16 protein-coding genes and 1 pseudogene are annotated in these 22,918 nt (G+C 58.3%); 10 read left to right on the top strand and 7 right to left on the bottom strand.

The genetic code is table 11. The annotated features are described in order from the left end of the window. The 3 genes and pseudogenes from ADN01_RS20145 to ADN01_RS14775 all read left to right on the top strand — a co-directional run. Positions 1-182: pseudogene (locus ADN01_RS20145) on the top strand (IS982 family transposase); the annotation flags it as partial. Between the two features lie 48 nt (positions 183-230). Further along, the gene (locus ADN01_RS19380) at positions 231-1,328 is read left to right on the top strand and encodes a hypothetical protein (RefSeq protein ID WP_147238985.1); all 1,098 of its coding nucleotides are present in this window, start codon (positions 231-233) and stop codon (positions 1,326-1,328) included. A gap of 104 nt (positions 1,329-1,432) precedes the next feature. After that, complete coding sequence (locus ADN01_RS14775) at positions 1,433-2,926, top strand: hypothetical protein (protein WP_062417305.1); 1,494 nt, start codon at positions 1,433-1,435, stop codon at positions 2,924-2,926. A gap of 116 nt (positions 2,927-3,042) precedes the next feature. Here ADN01_RS14775 and ADN01_RS14770 read toward each other — a convergent pair whose 3' ends face one another. From ADN01_RS14770 to ADN01_RS14760, 3 genes are all read right to left on the bottom strand, one after another. Continuing rightward, positions 3,043-5,364 carry a hypothetical protein gene (locus ADN01_RS14770; protein WP_075071238.1) on the bottom strand — a complete coding sequence of 774 codons (2,322 nt, stop codon included), beginning with the start codon at positions 5,362-5,364 and terminating at the stop codon, positions 3,043-3,045. A gap of 218 nt (positions 5,365-5,582) precedes the next feature. Further along, positions 5,583-7,976, bottom strand: a complete 2,394-nt coding sequence (locus ADN01_RS14765) for a hypothetical protein (RefSeq protein WP_062417306.1) — start codon at positions 7,974-7,976, stop codon at positions 5,583-5,585. Between the two features lie 149 nt (positions 7,977-8,125). Continuing rightward, the gene (locus ADN01_RS14760; protein ID WP_062417307.1) at positions 8,126-8,881 is read right to left on the bottom strand and encodes a class I SAM-dependent methyltransferase; all 756 of its coding nucleotides are present in this window, start codon (positions 8,879-8,881) and stop codon (positions 8,126-8,128) included. Positions 8,882-9,008: 127 nt separating this feature from the next. Between ADN01_RS14760 and ADN01_RS14755 the strand changes: the two genes are divergently transcribed. Continuing rightward, a complete protein-coding gene (locus ADN01_RS14755; protein WP_062417308.1) occupies positions 9,009-10,622 on the top strand; it encodes an elongator complex protein 3 in 1,614 nt (537 codons plus the stop codon). Between the two features lie 16 nt (positions 10,623-10,638). Here ADN01_RS14755 and ADN01_RS14750 read toward each other — a convergent pair whose 3' ends face one another. The 4 genes from ADN01_RS14750 to ADN01_RS14735 all read right to left on the bottom strand — a co-directional run bounded on the left by ADN01_RS14750 (position 10,639) and on the right by ADN01_RS14735 (position 16,959). After that, positions 10,639-11,967 (bottom strand): glycoside hydrolase family 1 protein, encoded by a 1,329-nt coding sequence (locus ADN01_RS14750; RefSeq protein ID WP_075071237.1) that lies wholly within the window; start codon positions 11,965-11,967, stop codon positions 10,639-10,641. Between the two features lie 278 nt (positions 11,968-12,245). Continuing rightward, entirely contained in the window at positions 12,246-13,385 is a 1,140-nt protein-coding gene (locus ADN01_RS14745; protein ID WP_062417310.1) for a cytochrome b/b6 domain-containing protein, read from the bottom strand. Further along, positions 13,378-14,649 (bottom strand): multiheme c-type cytochrome, encoded by a 1,272-nt coding sequence (locus tag ADN01_RS14740; protein ID WP_062417311.1) that lies wholly within the window; start codon positions 14,647-14,649, stop codon positions 13,378-13,380. The genes ADN01_RS14745 and ADN01_RS14740 overlap by 8 nt, the downstream gene beginning before the upstream one ends. Before the next feature lie 174 nt (positions 14,650-14,823). Next, positions 14,824-16,959, bottom strand: a complete 2,136-nt coding sequence (locus ADN01_RS14735; RefSeq protein WP_062417312.1) for a cytochrome c3 family protein — start codon at positions 16,957-16,959, stop codon at positions 14,824-14,826. A 439-nt stretch (positions 16,960-17,398) separates the two neighbouring features. On the opposite strand from ADN01_RS14735, the gene ADN01_RS14730 reads away from it, so the two are divergent. From ADN01_RS14730 to ADN01_RS14705, 6 genes are all read left to right on the top strand, one after another. Beyond that, positions 17,399-17,914, top strand: coding sequence for a cytochrome c maturation protein CcmE (locus tag ADN01_RS14730; RefSeq protein WP_160318440.1), 516 nt, complete (start codon positions 17,399-17,401; stop codon positions 17,912-17,914). 6 nt (positions 17,915-17,920) lie between these two features. Then, on the top strand, positions 17,921-19,987 hold the full coding sequence (locus ADN01_RS14725) for a heme lyase CcmF/NrfE family subunit (RefSeq protein ID WP_062417314.1): 2,067 nt from the start codon (positions 17,921-17,923) through the stop codon (positions 19,985-19,987). Positions 19,988-20,001: 14 nt separating this feature from the next. Then, on the top strand, positions 20,002-20,523 hold the full coding sequence (locus ADN01_RS14720; protein WP_062417315.1) for a cytochrome c-type biogenesis protein: 522 nt from the start codon (positions 20,002-20,004) through the stop codon (positions 20,521-20,523). A 33-nt stretch (positions 20,524-20,556) separates the two neighbouring features. Then, a complete protein-coding gene (locus ADN01_RS14715; protein ID WP_062417316.1) occupies positions 20,557-21,126 on the top strand; it encodes a TlpA family protein disulfide reductase in 570 nt (189 codons plus the stop codon). A gap of 12 nt (positions 21,127-21,138) precedes the next feature. After that, on the top strand, positions 21,139-21,684 hold the full coding sequence (locus ADN01_RS14710; protein ID WP_062417317.1) for a zinc ribbon domain-containing protein: 546 nt from the start codon (positions 21,139-21,141) through the stop codon (positions 21,682-21,684). Further along, positions 21,681-22,918, top strand: a 1,238-nt coding sequence (locus ADN01_RS14705) for a c-type cytochrome (RefSeq protein WP_152974029.1), incomplete at its 3' end; no start/stop codon positions are given. The genes ADN01_RS14710 and ADN01_RS14705, both read left to right, overlap by 4 nt.

Below are 22,918 nucleotides of genomic sequence, written 5' to 3'. Positions count from 1 at the left end.
CCTTGCGTCCCGTTCCGCCTTTCTTCACGTATCTGCAAGCCTCCATTCGCAAAATGGTTGAAACGACTGGTAGTTTGTTGGAGCGGCTGTTGCCAAAATCAATTCATGCGGTGACCGCACGTGGTTTTGAACTTAAAGTCGCTCTGTTTGTCCTCGCGACCTCCATCAACTTCCTGTGGTAGCAACTTGGGTTAAATACCTCCCCATAATTATTCTACTAGGAGAACATTATGAAATTTTCGACAAAACTTCCTGGTAATAAAACTTACATATCTGATAAAACCAGGGCTATGCTGGGCTTTTTTACCGGAATTTTAATTATGATTGTGGTCACGAATGTTCTTCTAGTTAACAGCTTTGATTTTGAGAATATGCAACGAGGTGTTAGACTAATCCTATCGGGGATAAACCCCTGGTCAACCGAGACGCGCATCCCTCATTTCTATAATCCTCCCTTTGCAGTTTTATTTCTATGGCCTATGTGTTTTATTACTACGCCTAAAGTTTATATTGTGTTGGGAGGAGCACTATTGTTTGCTTTTCTTTTCTATAACAAGTCGTGGGCGGCCTTTTCATGGTTTGCGACCAATACATTTATATGGATCGTTGCAGCAGGTGGAATTGATATGTTTGTTATTGGTGCGGGACTTTTGTTACTGATATCTGGAGACAGATCGCAAACCAAATGGCAGGCGATTCTGTCCCGTGTGCTTGCGTACGGGATTTTACTGATAAAGCCACAAGGTGGCATTTTTATTGTGATTTTATACATACTAACTCGTCGTGATTGGATAGGATCTTTAATTTCCGTTTTGGCTTACGGTGTTTTCTTTTGGCGACTATATCCCGACTGGTTATTTGTGCTTCTGAACGATCCTCCCCTTGCTCAAACAGTTGCTTCTCACACATTTTTAGCAAAGTTTGGCATGGGAACAGCCTTCATTGTGGCACTATTTGTTTTGGTATCGCGAAAATGGAAGTATTGGGAACTAGGAGGAGCTTTAGCGGGGATTTTAATGCCTTACGGTATGCCTGGTTTGCCCATTCTCCTAACCCTTTCAGGAGTGCGGCGATTGAAAGCAATACCGATTGTTGTTTTGTATTCTGGTTTTCTAGCAATTCTCACCTGGACACCACCCCGATTTTCTGTAATAGATGGAGATTTTTCCAGTCATCTTATGTCAATTTACCATTTAGGCATGCTGATGTTAGCTTTTATCCTAAGCTGTACCTGCGGAAGCGACGAAAATGAGGATACGATTGCAGTTATAGAATGGTTAAGACTCTATATCTCTCATATAAAATTGAAAATTAATCTATTGTGTTGATGTACCGATTGTTAAAGAACATTGGATATTTCTGACTCGAATTTACAGAAAAAAGGTTGCGTAATCTATACTATCTTTTAATAACATACAATGTGGGGAAATTTATGAAGAAACCCGTTGGAGTTGTTTTACGCAAACAAGATTTCATTTATTATCTTTTAATCACCTGGATTTCATTTTTTTATCTGATCAATATGAGCAATGGGCATGATTGGGGGGGAGATTTTAGTATGTATATTATGCATGCCAAGAATATTGTCTCTGGAACCCCATACGCACAAACGAACTATGTTTATAACGTGGATACTTCCTTTTATGGGCCAAAAGCGTACCCGCCAATTTTCCCGCTCCTGCTCGCCCCGTTTGTAGCGATTTGGGGTGTCAATTTGAAAGTTCTCAAATTGATTGGCGTGATCAGTTTTATTTTGCTTCTTCTTTATTTATCCGAGAGAGTAGTTCCCAGGTATTTTTCACCAATTCTTAAGGTAATTTTTATTATCACGCTCGGTTTATATCCGCCTTTCTTTGCCCAAGCGGACAGCATTATGTCCGATATCCCTTTCATTTTATTCTGCGTCATTTCCTTACGTCGAATGAATGATCAGACCTCGATCCTTTCGAGTGACAAGACAAAATGGCTGCAAAGCTGCCTCACCGGAATTTTGATCTACCTTGCGTATGGAACCAGAACATTGGGGATATGCTTAATACCTGTGTTACTTCTTTTAGATTGGAAGAAGAATAAAAAAATATCTCTAGCAACCATAATCACGATCGGTTCAGCTTTTGCCTTAATCATGCTCCAATTTTTGTTGATCCCTGAAACAGGGAATTACGCAGATCAATTGCCAAAATCCCTTTTAGGGATCATCTCAATGCTCGCAGCTTCGTTTTTACATTATTTTGGAATGTATGCGTCAATTTCCACCATCATTCCCTTTCATAGCTATATTATTCAAACGATTGTATTTTTAGTGGTTTTGGAGCTTGTAATTGTTGGCCTATTTGTGCGATTAAAACAAACAGTCACCAGTTACGAACTGTTCTTTCTTGTTTATAACGTTGCCTTATTATTTTGGCCCTCGTATCAGGGGATGAGATTTATTTTGCCAATGATCCCTTTTTATTTTCTATTTTTTCTTGAAGGGGTCCAGTTTCTTTTTGACCGGGTAAAAAAATATTCCCTCTGGGTACCGAGGATCCTTTCCCTTTCATTGCTCTTATTTATACTTTTTAGCTATCACAGCATCTTCGTTTCTCTCATCCCAAGAACGGTGAGCGATATTGAAAGGCAGGAAACACAGGAATTGTTCCATTTTGTTCAGAACGAAACAACGTCAAAAGACGTAATTGCGTTTTTCAAGCCGCGTGTTTTAGCATTGTTCACAGATCGAAAATCGGTGGCTCTTGCTGTTCCCGCACCGAATGGAGATGCGCTCCAGCGAATCAAAGACCTGAATGTAAGTACATTAATTGTACGATTGAATTATTCCTATGAAAGTCAGCCGGAATTAATTCAGCTCATTCAAGAAAGCCCTGAATATTTCGAATTGATTTTTGAAAATGATGACTTTCGCGTGTATACATTCGCCGATTGACCCAGTAGAACTTTCCTGGCAGTGTCAGGGTGGTATAGATGAACATCGCTCTAAACAAAAAAGCGGGGAAGGGCGAATGACAACCCTTCCCCGCGGGGCAACCTTCAACTAACCCATCACGGAACCAGGTTGGTGGTGAGGTTGTTCTCGTCAAAATTCCAGACGTTGTAGGTCTCCAGGCCCGCAGCGATGGGCATGGTCTTGGTCAGCACCGCACCGTTGCGGGCGCTGATGCGCGTGTAGAACAGGTCTGAGAAGCCGTCGCTGCTGTAGGCTCGCCAGATCAGCACCCCGTCCCCGGCAGCGTCGTAGCTCAGAGCCCCGGACAAAAATCCGTAATTCTGCTGGAAGGGGATCTTGAGGGTGCGGATGGCCGAAATGCGCGTCAGAGTGTCGGGACTGAGCAGGGTGTATTGATAGCGATTGTTTTTGAAATTGCCGTTGTGACTCCAGACGAGGAGGATTTTTCCGTTAGGAAGCTGCACTGCATTGAGATTTCCTGATTGGAATTTCGCAATTTTGCGTGGGGCCACCCACATCTCCAGGCCGGAGCTCCAGGATGACACATACACCTGAGCGCCCCAAGCGGGTTTTCCACTCAAATAGGCTACCCACTGGATGGATACCCCGCCGTTCTGAAGGGGGATCACATGGGAGTACGCATAGTTGCCGGGTTCAGGCTCCAGCAGGGCTGCGGGCGTCACGACCTGCCCGTCGGCAGAGACCGAAGCGCCCCAAATATTGGGAGCCTTGTAAGTATAGGTGTCGTAATCAAACTCCTGATGGGTCCAAACGGCCACAAAGCGGTTGTCGGTGGTGGCGGCCAGGGACAGATGCTCGAGAACATCACAAAAGAACGTTTCATCACCCGTCAAGTTCACCTCCGTCCATACAGGGCTTCCGGGGTTGAGGTTGATGATGCCTAAACTGATGCTATGCTCCCGGTCGAAATCATTGAGGCTGCCACCTTCGGGCTTGATCTTAAGGAACAGGACGCCAATGCGCCCGTCTGCCAGGGGAGCTACCTGACCGATATCCACAAACGTGTGGGTGTCCTTCTCGAAATCTGTTAAAACGATGGGGGCAGACTGTATACCGTCCTGTTCAACCAGCGTGTATTCAAGGCTGGTGTACTCTTCCAGACATTCTTCGTCCAGGCACTTGCGGGGATGGATCAGTTGAAGGTAGGAGCCGTCGGCCAACTGCTGAATATTGGAGCCGGTGAGGGCATCGCTTAAATTCTGCTGATCGGCGGCTGCCTGGTAAATTTTGCTGCCGTTGTCGCCGTCAAAGGCCAGGGTGAACTGGTTGGCTGCGGCGGTGACGAGCGTGATTTTGACGGATTTCTTGCGGTTGAGGGAAGAGCGGAAAGTGACCTTCGACGTATTGGCGGCACCGATCGGGGTTCCAATCGGGATGGTGACGTGGGCATAGAGGGCGGTTGATGCGTAGATTGGCACGGCGCCGGTATCCACCTTTCCATCTCCATCGGTATCCGTCAATGGGGTGACCCCATCGGCCGCAAAGAAGGTCACCGGCCACCTGGAACTGGCGGTGATGTCAAACGTATCGGTACCAAGGTCACCCGAATTGCGAAGGACGACCCGATATTTTAAGGGACTGCCAGGGTTGGTCAGGCCTCCCTGATACAGTTTAGGAATGCTGATGCGGACGCTGGGTTGGGGGCGGGTGATCTTCCAGGCGGTATTGCTCTTCTGCACCGTGCAAGAGCGCAGCGTAACCAGGCTATCGCCGGTATTATTCATAATGCCGCCAAAGGCGCAGCTGTAGTCATCGGAAATCAGCATATCCTCATATTGAAACAGAATGGTGCCGTTCTCAAAGAGGATGACTTCGAATGTGTACGTGTTGTCGTCCGAATCCTGAACGCGGTACCACTCGACCGCGGTATATTTCAGGCCCGCTTCGGTTCCTGTGGGCCAGATACCGCTCATGGTGTACACGCCCACTTCAGGATCGATATATCCCCCCCATGGATCGGTATACTCCGCGCCGAACATGTAGGGTGCGATGAAGGGATAGGTTTCGGTCACCGTGGGGATCATCCCAGGGCCATAAAACTCGCCCCGTTCGAATTCGAGATGCCCGCCCCCATCAATCATGGTCTGGTTGTAATACTGGTCATAAAAATTGAAATTAAACCCCAAGTCCATTGGAACGGCATCGTTCCTATCGTGAATGTTGATCTGGGTTCCGCTGGTTTTGACGTCCAGCCACTCGACGGGGACGGCTTGGCGTTTGTAACCAAATTTACTCGTGGCGGGGCCGTAGGCCGCCTGGGGGGCGGCGGGTTCCTGGCCCTGGGCAGCGGCGGCGGGCGGCGGCGGGGTTTCGGCCTGGGCCTGAGCCGGGGTGGGGGGGATGAGCAGCGATAGGCTGAAGATCAGCGTAAAAAGAATGGACCAAACCCGTTTCATGCAGTTCTCCTCTGTGGTGGATCGATGGGCTGTGGATTTAGCTGGAGGAAACGGGGTGCATTGAAACAGGATTCCCCCCAGCGAACACTCTCACCGCTGAGTATAGCATTGTTTTAATCATTGAGAAGCTGCAATAAAGAGGGAATATGAGGTCGAATCAAAAAGCGGGGAAGGGCGAATGACAACCCTTCCCCGCGGGGTAACCTTCAACTAGCCCATCACGGAACCAAGTTGGTAGTGAGGTTGTTCTCGTCAAAATTCCAGACGTTGTAGGTGTCCATGCCCGCAGCGATGGGCATGGTCTTGGTCAGCACCGCGCCGGAGCGGCCGCTGATGCGCGTGTAGAACAGGTCAGAGAAGCTGTCCCCGCTGTTGGCCCGCCAGATCAGCACCCCGTCCCCGGCGGCGTCGTAGGTCAGGGCGGTGGTGCTGCCGTACCGCTCTTCGGAGAAAGGTTTCTTGAGGGTGCGCACGCCGGAGGCGCGCGCCAGGGTGTCGGGCTTGAGCAGGGTATATTGTTGGCGGGCGGTAAATTTGGTGGACCAGTTTCCGAAAGTCCGATACCAGGCTACCAAAATTTTCCCGTTGGGCAGCTGCAGGGCGTTGAGGTAACCGTCCGCTTTGGCGATCTTGCGCGGGGCCACCAGGGGATTTAGGCTAGTGTCCCAGGCGGAGGCGTAGACCTGGTAGCCCCAACTGGGTTTGGCCTGATGATACCCGATCCAATGGATAGCGACATCCCCCGCCTGCAGCGGGATGACGACGGAAGAATAATGCGAGCCGGGTTCGGGGGTCAGCAGGGCAGCGGGGGTAACAACCTGCCCATCGGCAGCCACAGAAGCGCCCCACACTGCGGGAGACAGGTATTTATTAGCGACAAAGTCGCGTTCCCAGCGCGTCCAGGCGGCCACAAAGCGGTCATCGGCGGTGGCGGCCAGGGAAAGGTAGCTATATAAGTGGGCCCCCTGACGAAGTTCATCATCCCCCGTCAGGTTGATTTCCGTCCACAAGGATTCACCAGGGGTGAGATTAACAATCCCTAGATAAATATTTCGACGGTAAGTATCATCATCTGGATCTGGTGAAAATTCAGTTTTTGTAAATAAGATTCCAAAGCGTCCATCAGGCAGAAACGCAGTCTGACCCAAACTGACATTAATGTTCGGATCCTTGCCAAAATCCGTCAGGACCGTCAAGGGCGTTAACTCGGAGCCGTCATGGTTGATGTGGGTATATGCGATGGATTGGTAGTCCTGCTCACAATCTTCATCCAAGCAATCCCAGTAATCTCCAGTTTGGATATAAGAGCCGTCGGCTTGTTGGTAGAGGCTCGAACTAAATTCCGCTTCATACAGGTTTTGTTGGTCGGGAGCGGCCTGGTAGATTCGGGGGTTCTCATCTCCGAAAAAGACCAGGGTAAACTGGTTGGATACGGCGGTAGTGAGGGTGGTTTTGGCGGTTTTGCTGCGGTTGAGCGAGGAGCGCAGGGTCACGAGCGAGGTCACCGCTTTTCCGGGCAGAAGACCAGCGGGGACATTGACCTGGGCTAGAAAGACGAAGGTCTCATTGGGTTCCAAAGAACCGGTGTCCACCTTGCCGTCGGCGTCCGTGTCTTCCAGGGGCGTGACGCCGTCGTTCTGGAAGAAGGTCACCGGCCATTTGGAGCTGGCGGTGATGTCAAAGGTATCGGGGCCGAGGTCGCCCGCGTTTTTGGACATAACCCGGTAGGTCAAGGAGCCGCCCGCGCTGGCCAGGCCGCCCTGATAGGGTTTGGTGATGTGAATGCGGGCGCTGAGTCTGGGGCGGGTGATCTTCCAGGCGGTGTTGCTCTTTTGCTGCGAACAGAAGCGCAGGGTGTTGAGGCCGATTTCGCCAGAGATGTTTTCGATGCCGGCTGTGCCGCAGTACCAACTATTTGCGTTCAGCAGCATATCGGCATATTGAAACAGGATGGTGCCGTTTTCAAAGAGGATGGCTTCATAGGTGAAGGTATTGCCATACCCATCCTGAACGCGGTGCCATTCCACGGCGGTGTACTTTAGACCGACCTCGGGGGTGGCCCGATCCCAGGTTCCGCTCATGGTATACACCCCGGCCTCGGTGTCCGAATATCTGGCCGGGAACCAGAAGGGGGCGATAAGCGAATTGGGCCGTTCGAGGGCGGGCAGATAACCCTGGCTGGTGGCATACACCTCGCCAAACTGAAGGTAGCCGTAGCCGCCTACAGACAGCTGGTCATACAGGTTTTCATAAAAAGGAAAGTCAAACGCAAGGCTGACATCCTCAAACAGATATCCGGTGTCAATGCTCAGCGGGGTTCCGTTGGTTTTTACATCCAGCCACTGCATGGGAACAGCGCTGCGCTTGTAGCCGAATTTGTCGGTGGCGGAGCCGTAGGCCGCCTGGGGGGCAGCCGGTTCCTGGCCCTGGGCGGTGAGGGACTCCTCCTGGGCAAACAGCAGCCCTTCACCATCCTGGAAAACACCTTCGGGCAGGTCGGCGGCGGGGGCGGGCGGCGGCGGGGTTTCGGCCTGAGCCTGGGCCGGCATGGGGGAGAGGAAAAACGATAGGCTGAAGATCAGCAGTAATAAAACAGACCAGACTCTTTTCATTTTACTCTCCTGATAGATGAAAGAAGGATAGGCCCCTGATTCGGTTAAGGGGAAAGGGAAGATGTTAAAAAAGGATATTCTCCCCACAGAGACATCCAAAGGGGAGTATAGCATTAATTTAAAATGAGAAAAGGCGCGGGGAGGCGGATTTAGACCGCTTTGCAGATCTGATAACTGCTCAAATTGCCGGTATGTCCGTCGGAATCAAAGGACTCCACCAGGGCGAAGCCGGTTTCGGCGGTCAGCTCGGCCAGGCTCTGGGGGGTAAAAAGGTGCACATAGCGCAGGCCGCTTTGTTCAGGCTGGCCGGGCACGGAGCAGCGCCAATCCAGCAGGGTATCGCCGGGTTCCAGGTCGGTGGAGTCCACCTGGGGCAGGGTGGACCAGGGCTGCACGCGGGTCATCAGCTTGGGGCTGCGCTGGAACTGCCAGACGGAGAAGATGAAGCGCTGCCCGGGAGACAGCAGGGCGCGCACCTGGCTGAGCACGCGGGCTTGCAGCTGGCGGCTGGGCAAATGGTGGAGGACGGCGAAGGCCAGCACGCCGTCAAAGCCCCCCGCGGGCAGCCCCTGGGGCCAGTGGGGATGGCTGAGGTCGGCGGGGAGAAATTGGATATCCAGACCAGCGGGCAGGGGCTCGGGCAGGGCGGCGCGGGCCTCCTGCAGGAGCACGGGGCTGAAATCCAGACCCAGATACAGCCCTTTGCGGTTGTCGCGCGCCCAGCGGGCGGCCAGCGCCCCGCTGCCGCAGCCCAGGTCCAGCCAGCGGCCGCGCGGGGGGATGCTTTCCAGGGCGCGCTGGATGCCGGGCTGAATGCGGCGGCGGGTGGCAGCGAAGGCCTCGCCGAAAGTCTGGTAGAATTGACGATTAAGGTCTAATAAGAAGGAAACGGTTTCTGCCTGCATGGTGGAACAAACCCTGGGACTGCGTTTGAAAGAAGGTGAGGGGATCGCTTTGGGGCGGTCCGCTCTCATTATACCCTGTGAAGCGCGGCGAAGGGCGAGACGTTAAGATTTGACGGTGAGGAGCAGCATGGCGCAGCCAGAGTGGTTAAAACGGCGCGAATATACCCCCGAGCAGTTGGCCGCGGCAGAGCGCATTTTGGAATCGGTGCGGGCGGGGGTGAAGGTGACGGACGCGGTGCGGCGCAACCCCTTGCCGGGGGGCGCCGGGCACGTGGGCAAACATTTGCTGGTGGCGCTCTACCGTCAGAAAGTGGAAAGCGGCCAATGGCCGGAGGACGGCGAACTGCTGGCCCGCTTGCGGCGCAAACCTGTGCGCACTCTTTCGGGGGTCACCACGGTGACGGTGCTGACCAAGCCCTACCCCTGCCCGGCGCACTGCATTTTTTGCCCCACAGATGTGCGTATGCCCAAGAGCTACCTGCCGGATGAACCCGGGGCGGCGCGCGCTTTTCAAAACGCATTTGACCCCTTCCGGCAGGTGGAATCGCGCATCACCTCCTACGAGGCGGTGGGACACCCCACGGATAAGATCGAGCTGCTCATTTTGGGCGGCACCTGGAGCGCGTACCGGCGCGACTATCAGGAAGAATTTGTGCGGCGCTGCTTTGACGCCATGAACGGCCGCCCTGCGGACACCCTGGATGAGGCGCACGCCTGGAATGAGGACAGCGAACACCGCAACGTGGGTCTGGTGGTGGAGACGCGGCCGGACGAGATTAACCCCACAGAGCTGGCCTGGCTGCGGCGGTTGGGGGTGACCAAGGTGCAGATGGGCGTGCAGAGCCTGGACGACGCCATTTTGGCCCTGAACCAACGCGGCCACACCACCGCCCAGGCAGCGGCGGCCGTGGAGCTGCTGCGGGCGGCGGGTTTTAAGATCGTGCTGCATTGGATGCCCAACCTGCTGGGGGCCACACCGCAATCGGACCGCGCGGATTTCCTGCGCCTGTGGGAAGCGGCCAAAGGCGGGCTGGGGCTGTGCCCGGATGAGATCAAAATTTACCCCACGCAGCTGCTGGAAGGCACCGAGCTGTACCGTTTTTGGGAGCGGGGAGAATACCGCCCCTACGACACCGAAACGCTGACGCGCCTGCTGGCGGATGTTAAACCGGAGATCCCGCGCTACTGCCGGGTGAACCGCGTGATCCGCGACATCCCTTCTACTCATGTGGTGGAGGGCAACAAGCGCACCAGTCTGCGTCAGGATGTGCTGGCCGAGCTGGAGCGGCGGGGGCAGCGCTGTCAATGTATCCGCTGCCGCGAGGTGGGGGCCATCGCCGTCAACCCGGAGCATTTGGAGCTGGAAGAGCTGCGCTACGCGGCCGGGGCGGCGGAGGAAGTGTTCCTGAGCTTTGTGACCCCCTCCGACCGGCTGGCGGGTTATTTACGCCTGTCGCTGCCGCACAGCATGCGCCTGCCCGCGGATTTGTTTGCCGATTTGCAGGGGGCAGCCATCATCCGCGAGGTGCATGTGTACGGCCAAAGCTTGGGGGTGGGGCAGGCCCAGCGCGGCGCGGCCCAGCACATCGGTCTGGGCACACAGCTGCTGGATCGGGCGGCGGAGCTGGCCCGCCAGGCGGGGTTCCGGCGGCTGGCGGTGATCGCGGCGGTGGGGACGCGCGCCTATTACCGCGCGCGCGGGTTTGACACGGGGGATTTATATATGCTGCGCGAGCTGTAAGAGAGAAGCGGCCGGGCTAGCCGGGGAAGATGCGCGGCAGGGCCTGGGGGGCGAATTTTTCAACGACCGCGGAGGAAAGCGCGTTCTCTTTGCACACGGCGGCGTATAAATCCACGCTGGGGCGGCGGATGCGCGCCTGGGTGGCGGTGTCAAGGCCCCACAGGCCGAAGCGCTGGCTCCAGCCGCGTTCCCATTCGAAATTATCCACCAGAGACCAGACGAAATAACCCTTGATGGGCCAGTTGAAGTTGATGGCGCGCCACACTTGATGGATATGCTCGGCCAGGTAAGCCGGGCGGAAATGGTCGCGCGAGTCCTCGGCGCCGTTTTCGGTGATGAGGATGGGCAGGTTGAAGCCCTTGGCCCATTTGAGGAAGCGGAAGAACTGGGTGGGCACCGAGGCGATGAAGCCGGTTTCGCTGAGGGCGGCGGCGGGGTCGTAGGCGCGGCGGGTGAAGAAATCTTTAAACGCCAGGGGGGCAAAGGTGACCTGATCGGCGGTGTAATAGTTGATGCCGAGGAAGTCCTGGGTGCCGCGGGCCTCGGGGACGGCGGCGGAGCGGAAGGCGAAGTTCAGTTTGCCGGTGGTGAGGGCGTTGGGGAAGGCGAAGTTGAAGTTGTTGGAGAGGATGGAAGCCATCCAGCCGTCGGGGGCGAAGCCGGGGCGGGCGGGGACGAAGCCGCGCAGGTGGTGAGCCACGCCCACGCGCGCCTGCGGCTGCAGGCGGTGGATGACGGCATAGGCGGCGGTGTGGGCGCGCAGCAGATTAGCCAGGACCTTAAAGGCCAGACCCAGGTCGTTTTTGCCGGGGGGAAAGCCGCCGTTGAGCCAGCCGGAATAGGTGTAGACGTTGGGTTCGTTGATGGTGATCCACAGGTTGGTGTATTCCTTGAGGGCTTCGACCACCTTGGCCGCGTAGGCGGCAAACAGGGCGGGGGCTTCGTCATTTTCCCAGCCGCCGCGTTCCACCAGCCACAAAGGCTCGCTGAAATGGTGCAGGGTGACCATGGGGGTCATATTGCGGCTGACCAGACCGCGCAGCATCTCGCGGTAGACGTCCAGGGCGTGCTCATCCCAGCGGTCGGGGGTGGGATGGACGCGGCTCCATTCGATGGACAGGCGGTGGGCGTTTTGGCCGGTTTCGGCGGCACGGTCAAAATCTTCTTTCCAGCGTCCACCCCACCAGTCGCAGGCCAGCCCGGCGCGTTCGTCGTTGTGGATGTGCCCGGGAGTTTGCTCCCAGGCGGCCCAGTTGTTGTTGGTGTTGGCGCCTTCCACCTGCTGCGAGGCGGTGGCGGTGCCCCAAAGGAACCCGGCGGGGAAATGCAGGACGGCTTGCGGCATGAGGATGATCCTCCCTGGTGTGCGGGGTGTGGGTGAAGCGGGTCGGCGGTTAGGGTTCTTTCGCGGCTGCGGTGCGTCCAGAAGGCGCGTTTACAAAAGAAGACAACCTACCGGCGGCAAGGTTTCGGTAGGGTGGTGCGTTCACAAAGCGAACGCGCCCTACTGGCTACCGGAGTCCATGACCAAGGGTATTATAGCGGATTCTGCCCGCAGGTACAAAAAAACAGACTGGCCGGTAAGGGCCAGTCTGAGCACGACAGCGCAGGTCTGCGGGGGCTTTATTCTTCCGGCGCGCCCGCGTCAATCCACTGCTTGATCTGTTGCAGCTCTTCGGGGCTGAACATACCCGGGTGTCCGCCGGCTTCCTGCGACTGGATCACCAGGCTGTTGGCGGCGTCGCCCGGCAGGATGAGCGGAGCCTGGACGGCGTTGGTGTAGCTGTCCAGGGCCACGCCACCGGCTGTGCCGTGGCAGGCGGCGCATTTGGCCCCAAAGATTGGGCCGATCACCGCCCAATTGAGGGCGCCGTCCGCGGCCGCGGCGGCTTCACCCGCTGGGGCGGCAGTGGGCATGGGCTGGAAGGCCGGGCCGGAGTTTTCCAGGGCGGGGGGAACCGTTTCGATGGCGGTTTGCTCCAGGGTGACGAACCAGTACACTGCGCCCAGCGAAACCAGGCTGACGACGGCGGCAACGGGGATGAAGAGGTTCATGCGTTTGCGGTGGTCGGCGCTGGAAAGGCGCACGGGCGCAGCCGCACCCGATTCGATCTCTTCCAGTTCCAGGGCGTGCTCTTCTTCCATCTGGTGGCGGGTAAGCTTGCCGTTCCAGATGGAGTTGTTCCACATCTTAACGTGGACATTGTAGAAGTGCCACAGGATGATGGCCAGCACCGCCAGAACGGCCTCACCCCCGTGCGCCACTTTGGCGGCGGGGATGAACTGGCCGGGGAGCACGCTGGCGGTGGCGATGGGGTTCCAGAGCATAAAGCCGGTGACCGCCATGACCAGCAGACCCCAGATCATAGCCCAATACTCGGCTTTTTCGGCAAAGTTGTAGCGGCCCATTTTGGGGGCTTCTTTGCGCAGGCCGAGGTTGTATAAGAAAGCCTGCCAGGCGTCCACAGCGTCTTTGACGCCGGGGAGCATGGTGGCCCGCTCGCGCTTGACGTACAGCAGGTAGCCCGCTACCACCAGGTGATAGACGGACTCCAGCAGGAAGAGGGTGGCGGCGATGCGGTGGATGATGCGCACCGTCTCGATGCCGCCCAGGATGGCGATGAAGGCCTGTGAGATGCCGGCGGTGGGGTATTTTTGCGGCAGGCCGGTGAGGGCCAGGGTGGTGAAGGAGGCAATCAGAACGATATGCTCCAACCGCCGGTATTTCGGAAAGCGCAGGAAGGTGGAAGGGGTGTCAGTCATGGGTTTCCTCCTTTGCGTCCGAATCCTGCTGGGGCGCAGCCGGAGTTTCCGGCGTGGGCTCGGCGGGCGGGGTCGGTTTGCGGCGGTTGATCACCTGGCGGCGGTAAATATCAGAGAGGACGAACACGCCCATGCCGCCCAGGACGGTGGGGATGAAAATCTGGTAGAAAAGCTGCACGTAGTAGACCAGGGGGTATTTTTCGGGGCTGGGGATGTAATGGCTCAGCCACGAATCGGGGAAGTTGTCGCCCGAACCCGGATGGCATTTTTCGCAGGTGGCGCGGATATTGCCGCGCAACTGCAAGCCCTTTTCGGGGTCGTCGGTGGCGCGGATATCGTGGACGCCGTGGCAGTCGTAGCACACCGGTTTGTTGGTGAGCTGATCGGGGGACTGCTTTTCAAAGAGCGTCACCGTGGTGCCGTGGAAATCGGCCACGTAGGTATTGAGCACCTGGGTGGACAGCCCATAGGGTTCCATGATCTCGGCGTTGGTGTGGCATTCCGCGCACAACTGGGGCGAATTGATGCGGTATTCGGCCGTGGTGGGATCCGCGATGGAATGCACGCCGTGGCAGTCGGTGCAGGTGGGCACGTTGGGATCGTTGTTTGCCAGGATGCCGGCACCGTGGACGCTGTTCTTGTAATCGTTGAAGATGCCGGCGTGGCATTTGCCGCAGGTTTGGGGAATTTCGGCGCGGGCGATGGGCGATGAGCCGCCCTGGTCGTCTGCTGAAGCTGCGGAATAATGCGGATCGTGACAGTCGGCGCAGGCGGGGGCGTTGCGGTTGCCGCTCTGCAGGGCGCGCATGTGCACGCCGTCCTGCATTTCGCTGTATTGATCCTCATGGCAGGTTTTGCAGGATTCGCTGAACTGCAGGGTGTAGTCGCGGCGGTCCTGGGCGGTTTGTTCGGGGTGCGGGTAGCCGGTGATGTCGGCGTGGCAGTTGATGCACACAAACCCGCGGCTGCCGTGCACCGAGGCGGCGTACTTTTCGGGGTCAATGCCGATGCGCAGCGGGTCGCCGTTGGGCAGGGCGATTTGCATATCGGGGTTGCTGTGACAGGTCAGGCAGTCCACATCGGTTTGCAGGGCCGGGTGGGGGGCTTGCGCCTCCGCCATTGGAACGGCGGCCTTCTCTACGGCTGGGGCAGCCTGGGCGGGGGGGGTTGGGAAGAGCAAAGCCAGCCCCAGGGCCAGGAAAGCCAGCGCGGCGACCGTGAGGATCCGGAAACCTGTGCGGGGGTTAAGCAGATCTCCCTTCATAGGTTGGTCTCCTTTTGTGTGAAGTTGGAATAGACGAACGGATGATGGCATAGGGTATTGAAAATGACGGAGGTAGAGACGCTCTGGCTGCCCAAAGCGCCTCTACCTGATTTCGTGAAGCCTACGCAGGAGGCCAGCTTTCGATGGCGGGCCTCCCACGCGTGTGCATGTGAATTACGGGCGTTTGCCCTTGAAGTCCACCTTGACCTTGGTACCCAGGTCTTGGATGGAGTCGATCATGACCTGCATGACGTACTTGGCGTTGTGCACGAAGGCGCCGGGGTCCTTGAGGACGTACTGGTAGTTGTAGGCGGCCTGCAGCAGGCGCGGGGTCCAGGCTTTGTAGCCGTTGCCATAATTGGCTTCGTCGGGATCCGCTTTGCCGTTGGCGTTGGTGTCGGCGAACCAGTAGGGATAGGCGTGCGCATCGTAGGCGATGGGGGCTTTGGCCACGTCTTTGGCATAGGCCTGAATGGCCGTCAGCAGTTGGGTTTGGAGGGTGTCGATTTCACCCTGAATGCCCTCTTTCACGTCGCCGTCACCGTCGTAGTCATCCGGGCTGGTGGGCATACGGATGGCGGCGGCGTCCTCGGTCTGGTGGCAGGTCTTGCAGTCTGCGGTGACTTCCAGAGCGTGGGTGTCGTGGCAGGAGGTGCAGGTGTTGAGCTTGCCGTCGTGGTTGAACTTGCCCACGTAGGTCTTGCCCGCGTATTCGTAAACGCCCTTGGCTTCGGTGCCAAAGAGGGTGGCCCCAGCGGCGAAGTAGTGCACGTTGCGGAAGCCGAGCTTATCAGAAACCGTGTCAGCGTCCATGCCGGCGATGGCCTTGTTGACGCTGGTGGTGCTTTCGCGGCCCTGATGGCAGTTCAAGCACAGGTTGTCGTCCGCGGTTTCGCCAAAGGAGATCTTGGCGCCGGAGGGGAAGGTGACTTCCTTCTGGACGTAGCGCGTGAACTTGGTGAGGTCGTCGTGGCAGGTCTCGCACATCAGCCCGTTGGAGGGGGCCATCGAGGTGTTGACGCCCTCTTTGATCGCCTGGGGCAGGCCAGCGCCGGTGTGGCACTTGACACAGGAACCCGGAACGACACCGTCTTCGTCCCAATGGCGGAAGGCTTCTTCGGAGCCAGCGAAGTGACCGGCGTCAATGCGGTTGGCCTTGGAGAGGTCCACCGGCTTGGCGAGTTTGGTGTTCAGGTCTTCGATCGAGTCGTAGAGCAGCTCGATGATGTACTTGCCGCCGTGAACGTAGGCGCCGGGGTCCTTGACGGACATCTGGTAGTTATAGGCAGCCTTTTCCAGGCGGGAGGTCCAGGAGGCGTACTTGTTGGGGAAGATGGCCTCGTCCTTGCCCGTTTTTCCATCGGCATTGGTATCAATGAAGAAGTAGGGGTAGGCGGCGGAATCGTAAACAATGGGGCTGCCGGCGACCTCTTTGGCGTAGGCCTGGATGGCGGTGAAGAGCATGGCGCGCAGGCCGTCAATTTCTTCGGCCACGCCTTCCTTCACATTGCCGTCCCCGTCATAATCGGCGGTGGAGGCCAGAGAACGGATCTTGCGCACATCCGCCACGGTCTTGACCGAGGTGTGGCAGTCGGCGCAGGAATCCAGCTTCAGTTCCAGCGTGTGCGAATCGTGGCAGTCGGTGCAGGCCTGCACGCCTTCGACATGATCGAAGAGAGCGTCGTAGGCTTTGCCTTCATATTCATAACCGCCTTTGACCACCGTCCCATAGCGGGTGACAGCGGCGGCGAAGTAGTGAATATTGGTGAAGCCCATCTCGGCCACGGGGGTGTCATCGTCCTTGGGGTTCGCCTTGGCGATGGCTTCATCCACGGTAGCCTTGGAGGCCGTGCCCTGGTGGCAGGTCATGCACACCGCTTCGGCGCCCAGGCCGGTCAGCTCAACGCCGGAGGGGAATTGAACCGTGTCGAGCTTGGTGCCGCTGTGGCAGGTGGTGCAGGAGATGACTGAGCCGATGGCGGCGGGCTTATTGACGGCGAAGGCCGCGCTGCCGTCAGCACCGATGTAATCCAGGAAGCCGCCGGAGCTGTGGCACTTGGCACAGGTCACCGGAATTTCGACGGGGGTTTCGGTGTCCCAGTGGGTGAAGGCAGGGGCGTCAAAGGCCGCGTGGCCTGAGGCTTTCCATTCTTCTTCAAAGGGGACGACAACCGGCGGCAGGGTCTTCACGACCGTGGGCACCGGGGTGGGTGTGGCGGCGGCAGTCTGCGCTGCGCCCGCGCCGATCAGGCCGAAGGCCAGCAGCACCAGCACACCCGTCAATGCAATCAGTTTGGTTGTTCGCTGCATATAACATTCTCCTCGTAGGTTTCAACCAGTTCAAGCTAAAAAGCGAAATTTTTGCTGTCTTGTCAAACTTGAGCCAACCACCTCCTCTCATGGGGCGTCCGGCGGTTTTTCCGGCGCTGGTGGGTTTGAGGTCCACCGAAGGATGCGGCAGGATGGCTGATGTATCGTGGACAATGAAGAAGAAGGGGAGCGCGATGAAATGTCAACAGATAATAACCATCCAATTTGGGATTATTTTACCATATTTTTCTCATCCTGAATTAATCTAATCTCATGCAATCTTAACCAAAGCACCTTGCAATTTCATTTCAAGCCGGTGAAGTTACCCTCTCATCCAAGATTAATCTAAATCAGACAAAATGACGGTAAAATACAGATATTCTGCGACTTGTTCTGGTATTCACGATTGGAGGTAGAGAGCGTTATGGATGCATCTTCGGTGACACAACCTCAAACGGCCCTGCCAATGCGGTCGGGTGGGCGGGCTAAGTTTATTGTGGGTGCGGTTCTCATTTTTGCGGCGATTGTGTATTTGATTGTCTCCTCCACCAGTGCGGGAGCACAGTATTTCTTAACGGTAGAAGAGCTGGAAGCGCGCGCGGGCGAGATGCAGGGGCGCGAAGTGCGCGTTTCGGGCGTGGTTTTGGGCGACACGATTGAATACGATTCCCAAAACCTGACCATCCGCTTCAGCGTGGCGAACATTCCCGGCGATCATAAGGAAATTGAGCGCCTGGGCGGAATGGCCACGGTGCTCAAACAAGCCGCGCAGGATTCCAGTTTGGCGCGCATGCGGGTGGTGTACGAAGGGGTGAAGCCCGACCTGCTGAAAAATGAGGCCCAGGCCATTATGACCGGCAAACTGGGCGAGGACGGGGTTTTCTATGCAGAAGAACTGCTGCTGAAATGCCCGACCAAGTACGAAGAGGCGGTCCCTGAGCAGGCTGGAAAGTAGGCGATCATGCTGGCGAACTTTGGCTTTGGGGCGCTTCTGCTTGCGTTTGTGATTTCCCTGTACGGCATCGGCGCAGCCATTTTTGGCGCGCGGAAAAATTCATTGGCCTGGGTGGAAAGCGCCCGGGCCGCCATGTTGTTAACCTTCCCGCTGATCACGCTGACGGCTCTGGCGCTGGTGACCCTGCTGGTGCGGGGCGACTACCAGGTGCAGTACGTGTACAACGTCACCAGCAGCACCATGCCGCTGTATCTCAAGATCACGGCGCTGTGGGGCGGGCAGGCCGGGTCACTGCTGTTTTGGTCCTGGCTGCTGGCGGCTTTTGCCTCGGCGGTGATGCTTCGGCGTTGGGACCGCGACCGGGAATTTCAGCCGTGGGTGATTGCGGTGTCTTTGGTGACCCTGGCATTTTTCCTGGGGATGAGCGTCTTCCTGGAAAACCCCTTTGAGCGTTTCTGGCAGACGGCGGGCGGCCAGCAGGTGGTGGCCCTGTTCCAACCGGCTGGGGCTTTGGCGGTTTCGCCTCCGGACGGGCGCGGGCTGAACCCTCTGCTGCGCCATCCGGGCATGATCATTCACCCGCCCATGCTGTATCTGGGCTTTGTGTCTTTCGTGATCCCCTTTGCCTTTGGCATCGCGGCGCTGATCACCGGCCGCAGCGACGACCGCTGGATCCGCGTGACGCGGCGCTGGACATTGGTGGCCTGGCTGTTCCTGTCCCTGGGGCTGATTTTGGGCAGCCGCTGGGCCTATGACGTTTTGGGCTGGGGCGGCTATTGGGCCTGGGACCCGGTGGAAATTGCCGCGCTCAACCCGTGGATTTCGGGCACGGCTTTCCTGCACTCGGTGATGATTCAGGAAAAGAAGGGCATGTTCAAACGCTGGAACATGATCCTGATCATCCTCACTTTTCTCCTGGTGATTTTGGGCACCTTCCTGACGCGCTCCGGCGTGCTGACCTCGGTGCATGCCTTTGCGCAGAGCGCCATTGGCCCGCTGTTCTTCACCTTTATCGCCCTTTCGGCGGCCATTTCCTTGGGGCTGCTGCTGTGGCGTTGGAACGAATTCCGCGACGAAGGGCAGATGACCTCGCTGCTGTCGCGTGAGGCACTTTTCCTGGTGAACAACCTGCTCTTCATGGGCCTGCTGGCGGTTTGTTTTTGGGGCATGATTTACCCGCTGATTTCGGAGTTGTTCACCGGCCAAAAGGTGACGGTGGGGCCGCCTTTCTATGAACGCGCCACCGGGCCGCTGTGGGTGGCGCTGCTGGCGCTGATGGGCATCGCCCCGCTTTCGGCCTGGGGACATTCCACCGCCAAGACGCTGGGCAAGGCCCTGTGGCTTCCGGCGCTGGCTTCGCTGGCGGCGGTGGGGGCGGTGTTTGCCAGCGGCGTGCGCAGTCCCTGGGCGCTGGCCGGCTTTGGGCTGGTGGCCCTGGTGGTGACGGTAACCCTCTACGATTACATTCGCGGGGTGCGGGCGCGCATGCGCAGCACGGGCGAAAGCCCCTTTGTGGCCCTGTGGCGGCTGGTGGGGCGTTACCGCCGCCGCTACGGCGGGTACATTGTGCACCTGGGCGTGGTGATGATGGCCCTGGGGGTGATTGGGATTGAGATGTTCCAGACGGAAACCCAGGGCACGCTGCAGCGCGGTGAAAGTTTGCGGCTGGGGCGCTACGAGGTGACCTTCCGTTCGCTGGCCATTTTTGACACGGAGGACGGGCGCAATGTGGCCCGCGCGGTGATGGCCGTGTCGCGCGACGGTCAACCGGTGGGTGAGCTGTACCCGCGGCGCGATTTTTACTTTGATTCGGGCCAACCCATGACCATCCCCGGCCTGCGCTCGACGATGGAAGATGATGTTTACATTCTGCTGGTGGATTGGGAACCCATTTCCACCGAGAATGCGACCTTCAAAATCTACGTGAACCCCCTGGTGAACTGGCTGTGGCTGGGCGGGATGGTGTTCATTGTGGGGATGATGGTGGCCGCCTGGCCGAGCAAAGAACCAGAACTGGATGAGCGCCGGGCGGCGCGCCGCGCCGCGGTGAAAGTCGCCGCAGTGGGCGATTAGGAACGGCAGGGAGCATGGACAAAAGCGTGTGGAGCAATCAAAAGAGGCGCGCCGTATGGGCGGCTGGGTGGGTTTTGCTGCTGCTGATGGCCGCGGCCTGGGGCGCGGTGGGGCAGGTCTCTGCCCAGAGTGAACCGCCCACGGATGACGACGTGAACGCCGTCGCCAAAGAGCTGTACTGCCCGGTGTGCGAAAACATCCCCCTGGATGTATGCGGGACCCAGGCCTGCGCCCAATGGCGGGATTTGATCCGCGAAAAGCTGGCCGAGGGATGGACGCGTGAACAGATTGAGGAGTACTTTGCCCTGCATTACGGTGACCGTGTGTTGGCCGAGCCGCCGCGCCGGGGCTTGAACTGGCTGGTGTATGTGCTGCCGCTGGCGACGCTGCTGGTGGGCGGGGTGATTGTGGCCCAAACCCTGCGGCGCACACGGCGCAAACCGGCGGCTCCAGCGGCTGCCGCGGCAGAAGTGGATCCGGCGGCCGACCCATACCTGGCCGAGATTGAAAAAGAACTGCGGCAGCGCCCGGAGTGATCCGCGGAAGCAGCAGCGAGTGAGGGATTGAGCATGAACCATGAAGAACCCAAGACCGTGGGGGATACCCCCGGCCCGCGGCGGCTTCCTCTGTGGGTGGTGGCGGCGGCTTTTTTGGCTCTGGCTGGTTTTTTGGCGCTGATCGCCTGGGGGCTGCGCCGCGCCCAGCAGGGGCCGATTGTCATCGGGCAGGAAGTTCCGGCGTTTTCGGTGACCACCTTTGACGGCGAGGCATACCACACGGCGGAGATGCGCGGCAAGGTGATTGTGCTGAACTTCTGGGCATCGTGGTGTACCCCCTGCGAGGCGGAGGCGGCCGAGCTGGAACAGGCCTGGCAGCTCTACCGCGAACGCGGGGATGTGGTCTTTTTGGGGGTGGACTACGTGGATACCGAGCCGGAGGCGCGCGCCTATTTGGAGAAGTTCGCCATCTCCTACCCCAACGGGCCGGATCTGCGCACTACTATCTCACAGCTATTCCGCATTCGCGGTGTGCCGGAGACCTATATCATAGATCGTGAAGGCCGGTTGGCTTACCAAAAAATTGGCCCATTCACCTCGCTGTCTGAAATTCAGGCGGCGGTGGAAAGTGTTCTCAACTAGAAACGGCGGCGCATGATGGATTTTGGCTCTATTTTATTGATTGGTTCCCTGGCTGTGCTGGTGATGATGTTTGTCAGCCGGCCTTTTTTTGAGCGCGGGGCGGAGAATAAGCCCCTGGTGGAGCGCAAAGCTCACTTGCAGGAAGAGCATGTGCGCTCTGGGCTGCTGGCCGAACGCGACCGGCTGCTGACGGCCCTGCGCGAGCTGGAATTTGATCAGACCCTGGGCAAAATCCCCGCGGAGGATTACCCCGTGCAGCGCGCGTATTTGATGCAGTCGGCGGCCAACGTGCTGCGCCAGTTGGACGCGCTGACCGGCGACACCCACGCAGCCAGCGCGGAAGAACGCCTGGAAAACGCCGTGGCGGTGCGGCCCGCCAGCGCTGCGCCCATCTCACAGCCGAAACCCAAGGCAGCGGCGGAGATGGACGAGCTGGAGGCGCAGATCGCCGCGCGGCGGCGCAGCCGCCAGGAAAAATCGGCTGGCTTTTGCCCTAAGTGCGGTAATCCGGTTCAAAAATCGGATCAATTTTGCTCACGCTGCGGGACGGTGGTATGAACAACGTATTGAGCGGCTTCAAGAAAGCCCGCATTGGGCTGTGGATGGGGGTTGCGGTGTTGGGTTGGCTGCTGAGCGGGTGTGGGGTTTCGCTGGCGGCGGATGTGACCCCGCCGCCGGATTATCAGCCGCCCGCCACGCCGGTTCCGGAACGGGTGGAGACGGTGTTCCCGGTGGCGCTGCCCGACCCCGCGGCGGGCAAGGCCATTTTTGCGGTCAAGTGCGCCGCCTGCCACGGCCTGACCGGCCTGAGCGACGGGGAGCAGTCGGGCAATTTGCCCACCCGCCCGCCTCAAATTGGCCTGCCCGAGGTAGCCCGCCAGGCGTCCGCGGCGGACTGGTATCAGGTGGTGACCAACGGCCGGTTGGAACAAATGATGCCGCCCTTTGGCCAGAGCCTGAGCGACCGCGAGCGTTGGGATGTGGTGGCCTACAGCCTGAGCCTGAGTGTGCCGCAGGAAGAGCTGGCGGCGGGCATGGTGCTGTATATGGAAAACTGCTCCGGCTGCCACGGCGCCAATGGGCGCGCTGGGCAGACGGATGTTTCGGTGCCGGATTGGGGCGACCCGGCGGTGCTGCCCCTGGTATCGCTGAGTGAGATTTACGAGGTGACAACCCAGGGTGTGGGTCAGATGCCCGGCTTCTCGGAAAAGCTGAACGAGAAGGAACGCTGGGCGGTAGCGGGCTTTGTGCGCACGTTGGGCTACCAGCAGCAGCGCGGCACGGCGGCCAGCGGCGAGGTTCCTCAGGGCACGGCTGTGCCCAGCGCGGCAGAAAGCCCCAACAGCGACCCCCAGGATCAGCCCGCACCGGCAGCGAAAGCGCAGGTGGAGGGGCAGGTGCAAAACGGCTCTGGGGGGGCGGTTCCCGCCGGGTTGGATGTGACCCTGAGCGCGTATGAGAATATGCAGTTGGTGGAAACCCAGGCGGGGGTGACGGACGCGCTGGGACGCTTCCGCTTTGAGAATGTGGAACTGCCGCGCGACCGCGTGTATCTGGCCTCGGTGAACTATGAAGGTTTTGTGTTCACCTCGGACCTGCTGCGGGCGGCGGAGGTGGAGAACGGGGCGGCGGTGAGCCTGCCGGTGCTGATTTACGACAAGAGCACCGATCTCAGCGGGCTGTCGGCCGACCGGCTGCACATTTTCTTCGATTTCAGCGACCCCACCAAAATGCAGGTGGTGTCCCTGTATATCATCAGCAATTTGACCGACCGGGTGATCACCGCGGCCGA

Source organism: Levilinea saccharolytica (assembly GCF_001306035.1).
GTDB classification, from domain to species: Bacteria; Chloroflexota; Anaerolineae; order Anaerolineales; family Anaerolineaceae; genus Levilinea; species Levilinea saccharolytica.
Note: the sequence above shows the minus strand (reverse complement) of the source record. Positions and strands in the feature narration are given on the sequence as shown.

Excerpts from the sequence above, each read along its gene's own strand:
- ADN01_RS19380 (WP_147238985.1), top strand. The coding sequence starts at position 231 with ATGAAATTTTCGACAAAACTTCCTGGTAATAAAACTTACATATCTGAT.
- ADN01_RS14775 (WP_062417305.1), top strand. The coding sequence starts at position 1,433 with ATGAAGAAACCCGTTGGAGTTGTTTTACGCAAACAAGATTTCATTTAT.
- ADN01_RS14770 (WP_075071238.1), bottom strand. The coding sequence starts at position 5,364 with ATGAAACGGGTTTGGTCCATTCTTTTTACGCTGATCTTCAGCCTATCG.
- ADN01_RS14765 (WP_062417306.1), bottom strand. The coding sequence starts at position 7,976 with ATGAAAAGAGTCTGGTCTGTTTTATTACTGCTGATCTTCAGCCTATCG.
- ADN01_RS14760 (WP_062417307.1), bottom strand. The coding sequence starts at position 8,881 with ATGCAGGCAGAAACCGTTTCCTTCTTATTAGACCTTAATCGTCAATTC.
- ADN01_RS14755 (WP_062417308.1), top strand. The coding sequence starts at position 9,009 with ATGGCGCAGCCAGAGTGGTTAAAACGGCGCGAATATACCCCCGAGCAG.
- ADN01_RS14750 (WP_075071237.1), bottom strand. The coding sequence starts at position 11,967 with ATGCCGCAAGCCGTCCTGCATTTCCCCGCCGGGTTCCTTTGGGGCACC.
- ADN01_RS14745 (WP_062417310.1), bottom strand. The coding sequence starts at position 13,385 with ATGACTGACACCCCTTCCACCTTCCTGCGCTTTCCGAAATACCGGCGG.
- ADN01_RS14740 (WP_062417311.1), bottom strand. The coding sequence starts at position 14,649 with ATGAAGGGAGATCTGCTTAACCCCCGCACAGGTTTCCGGATCCTCACG.
- ADN01_RS14735 (WP_062417312.1), bottom strand. The coding sequence starts at position 16,959 with ATGCAGCGAACAACCAAACTGATTGCATTGACGGGTGTGCTGGTGCTG.
- ADN01_RS14725 (WP_062417314.1), top strand. The coding sequence starts at position 17,921 with ATGCTGGCGAACTTTGGCTTTGGGGCGCTTCTGCTTGCGTTTGTGATT.
- ADN01_RS14720 (WP_062417315.1), top strand. The coding sequence starts at position 20,002 with ATGGACAAAAGCGTGTGGAGCAATCAAAAGAGGCGCGCCGTATGGGCG.
- ADN01_RS14715 (WP_062417316.1), top strand. The coding sequence starts at position 20,557 with ATGAACCATGAAGAACCCAAGACCGTGGGGGATACCCCCGGCCCGCGG.
- ADN01_RS14710 (WP_062417317.1), top strand. The coding sequence starts at position 21,139 with ATGATGGATTTTGGCTCTATTTTATTGATTGGTTCCCTGGCTGTGCTG.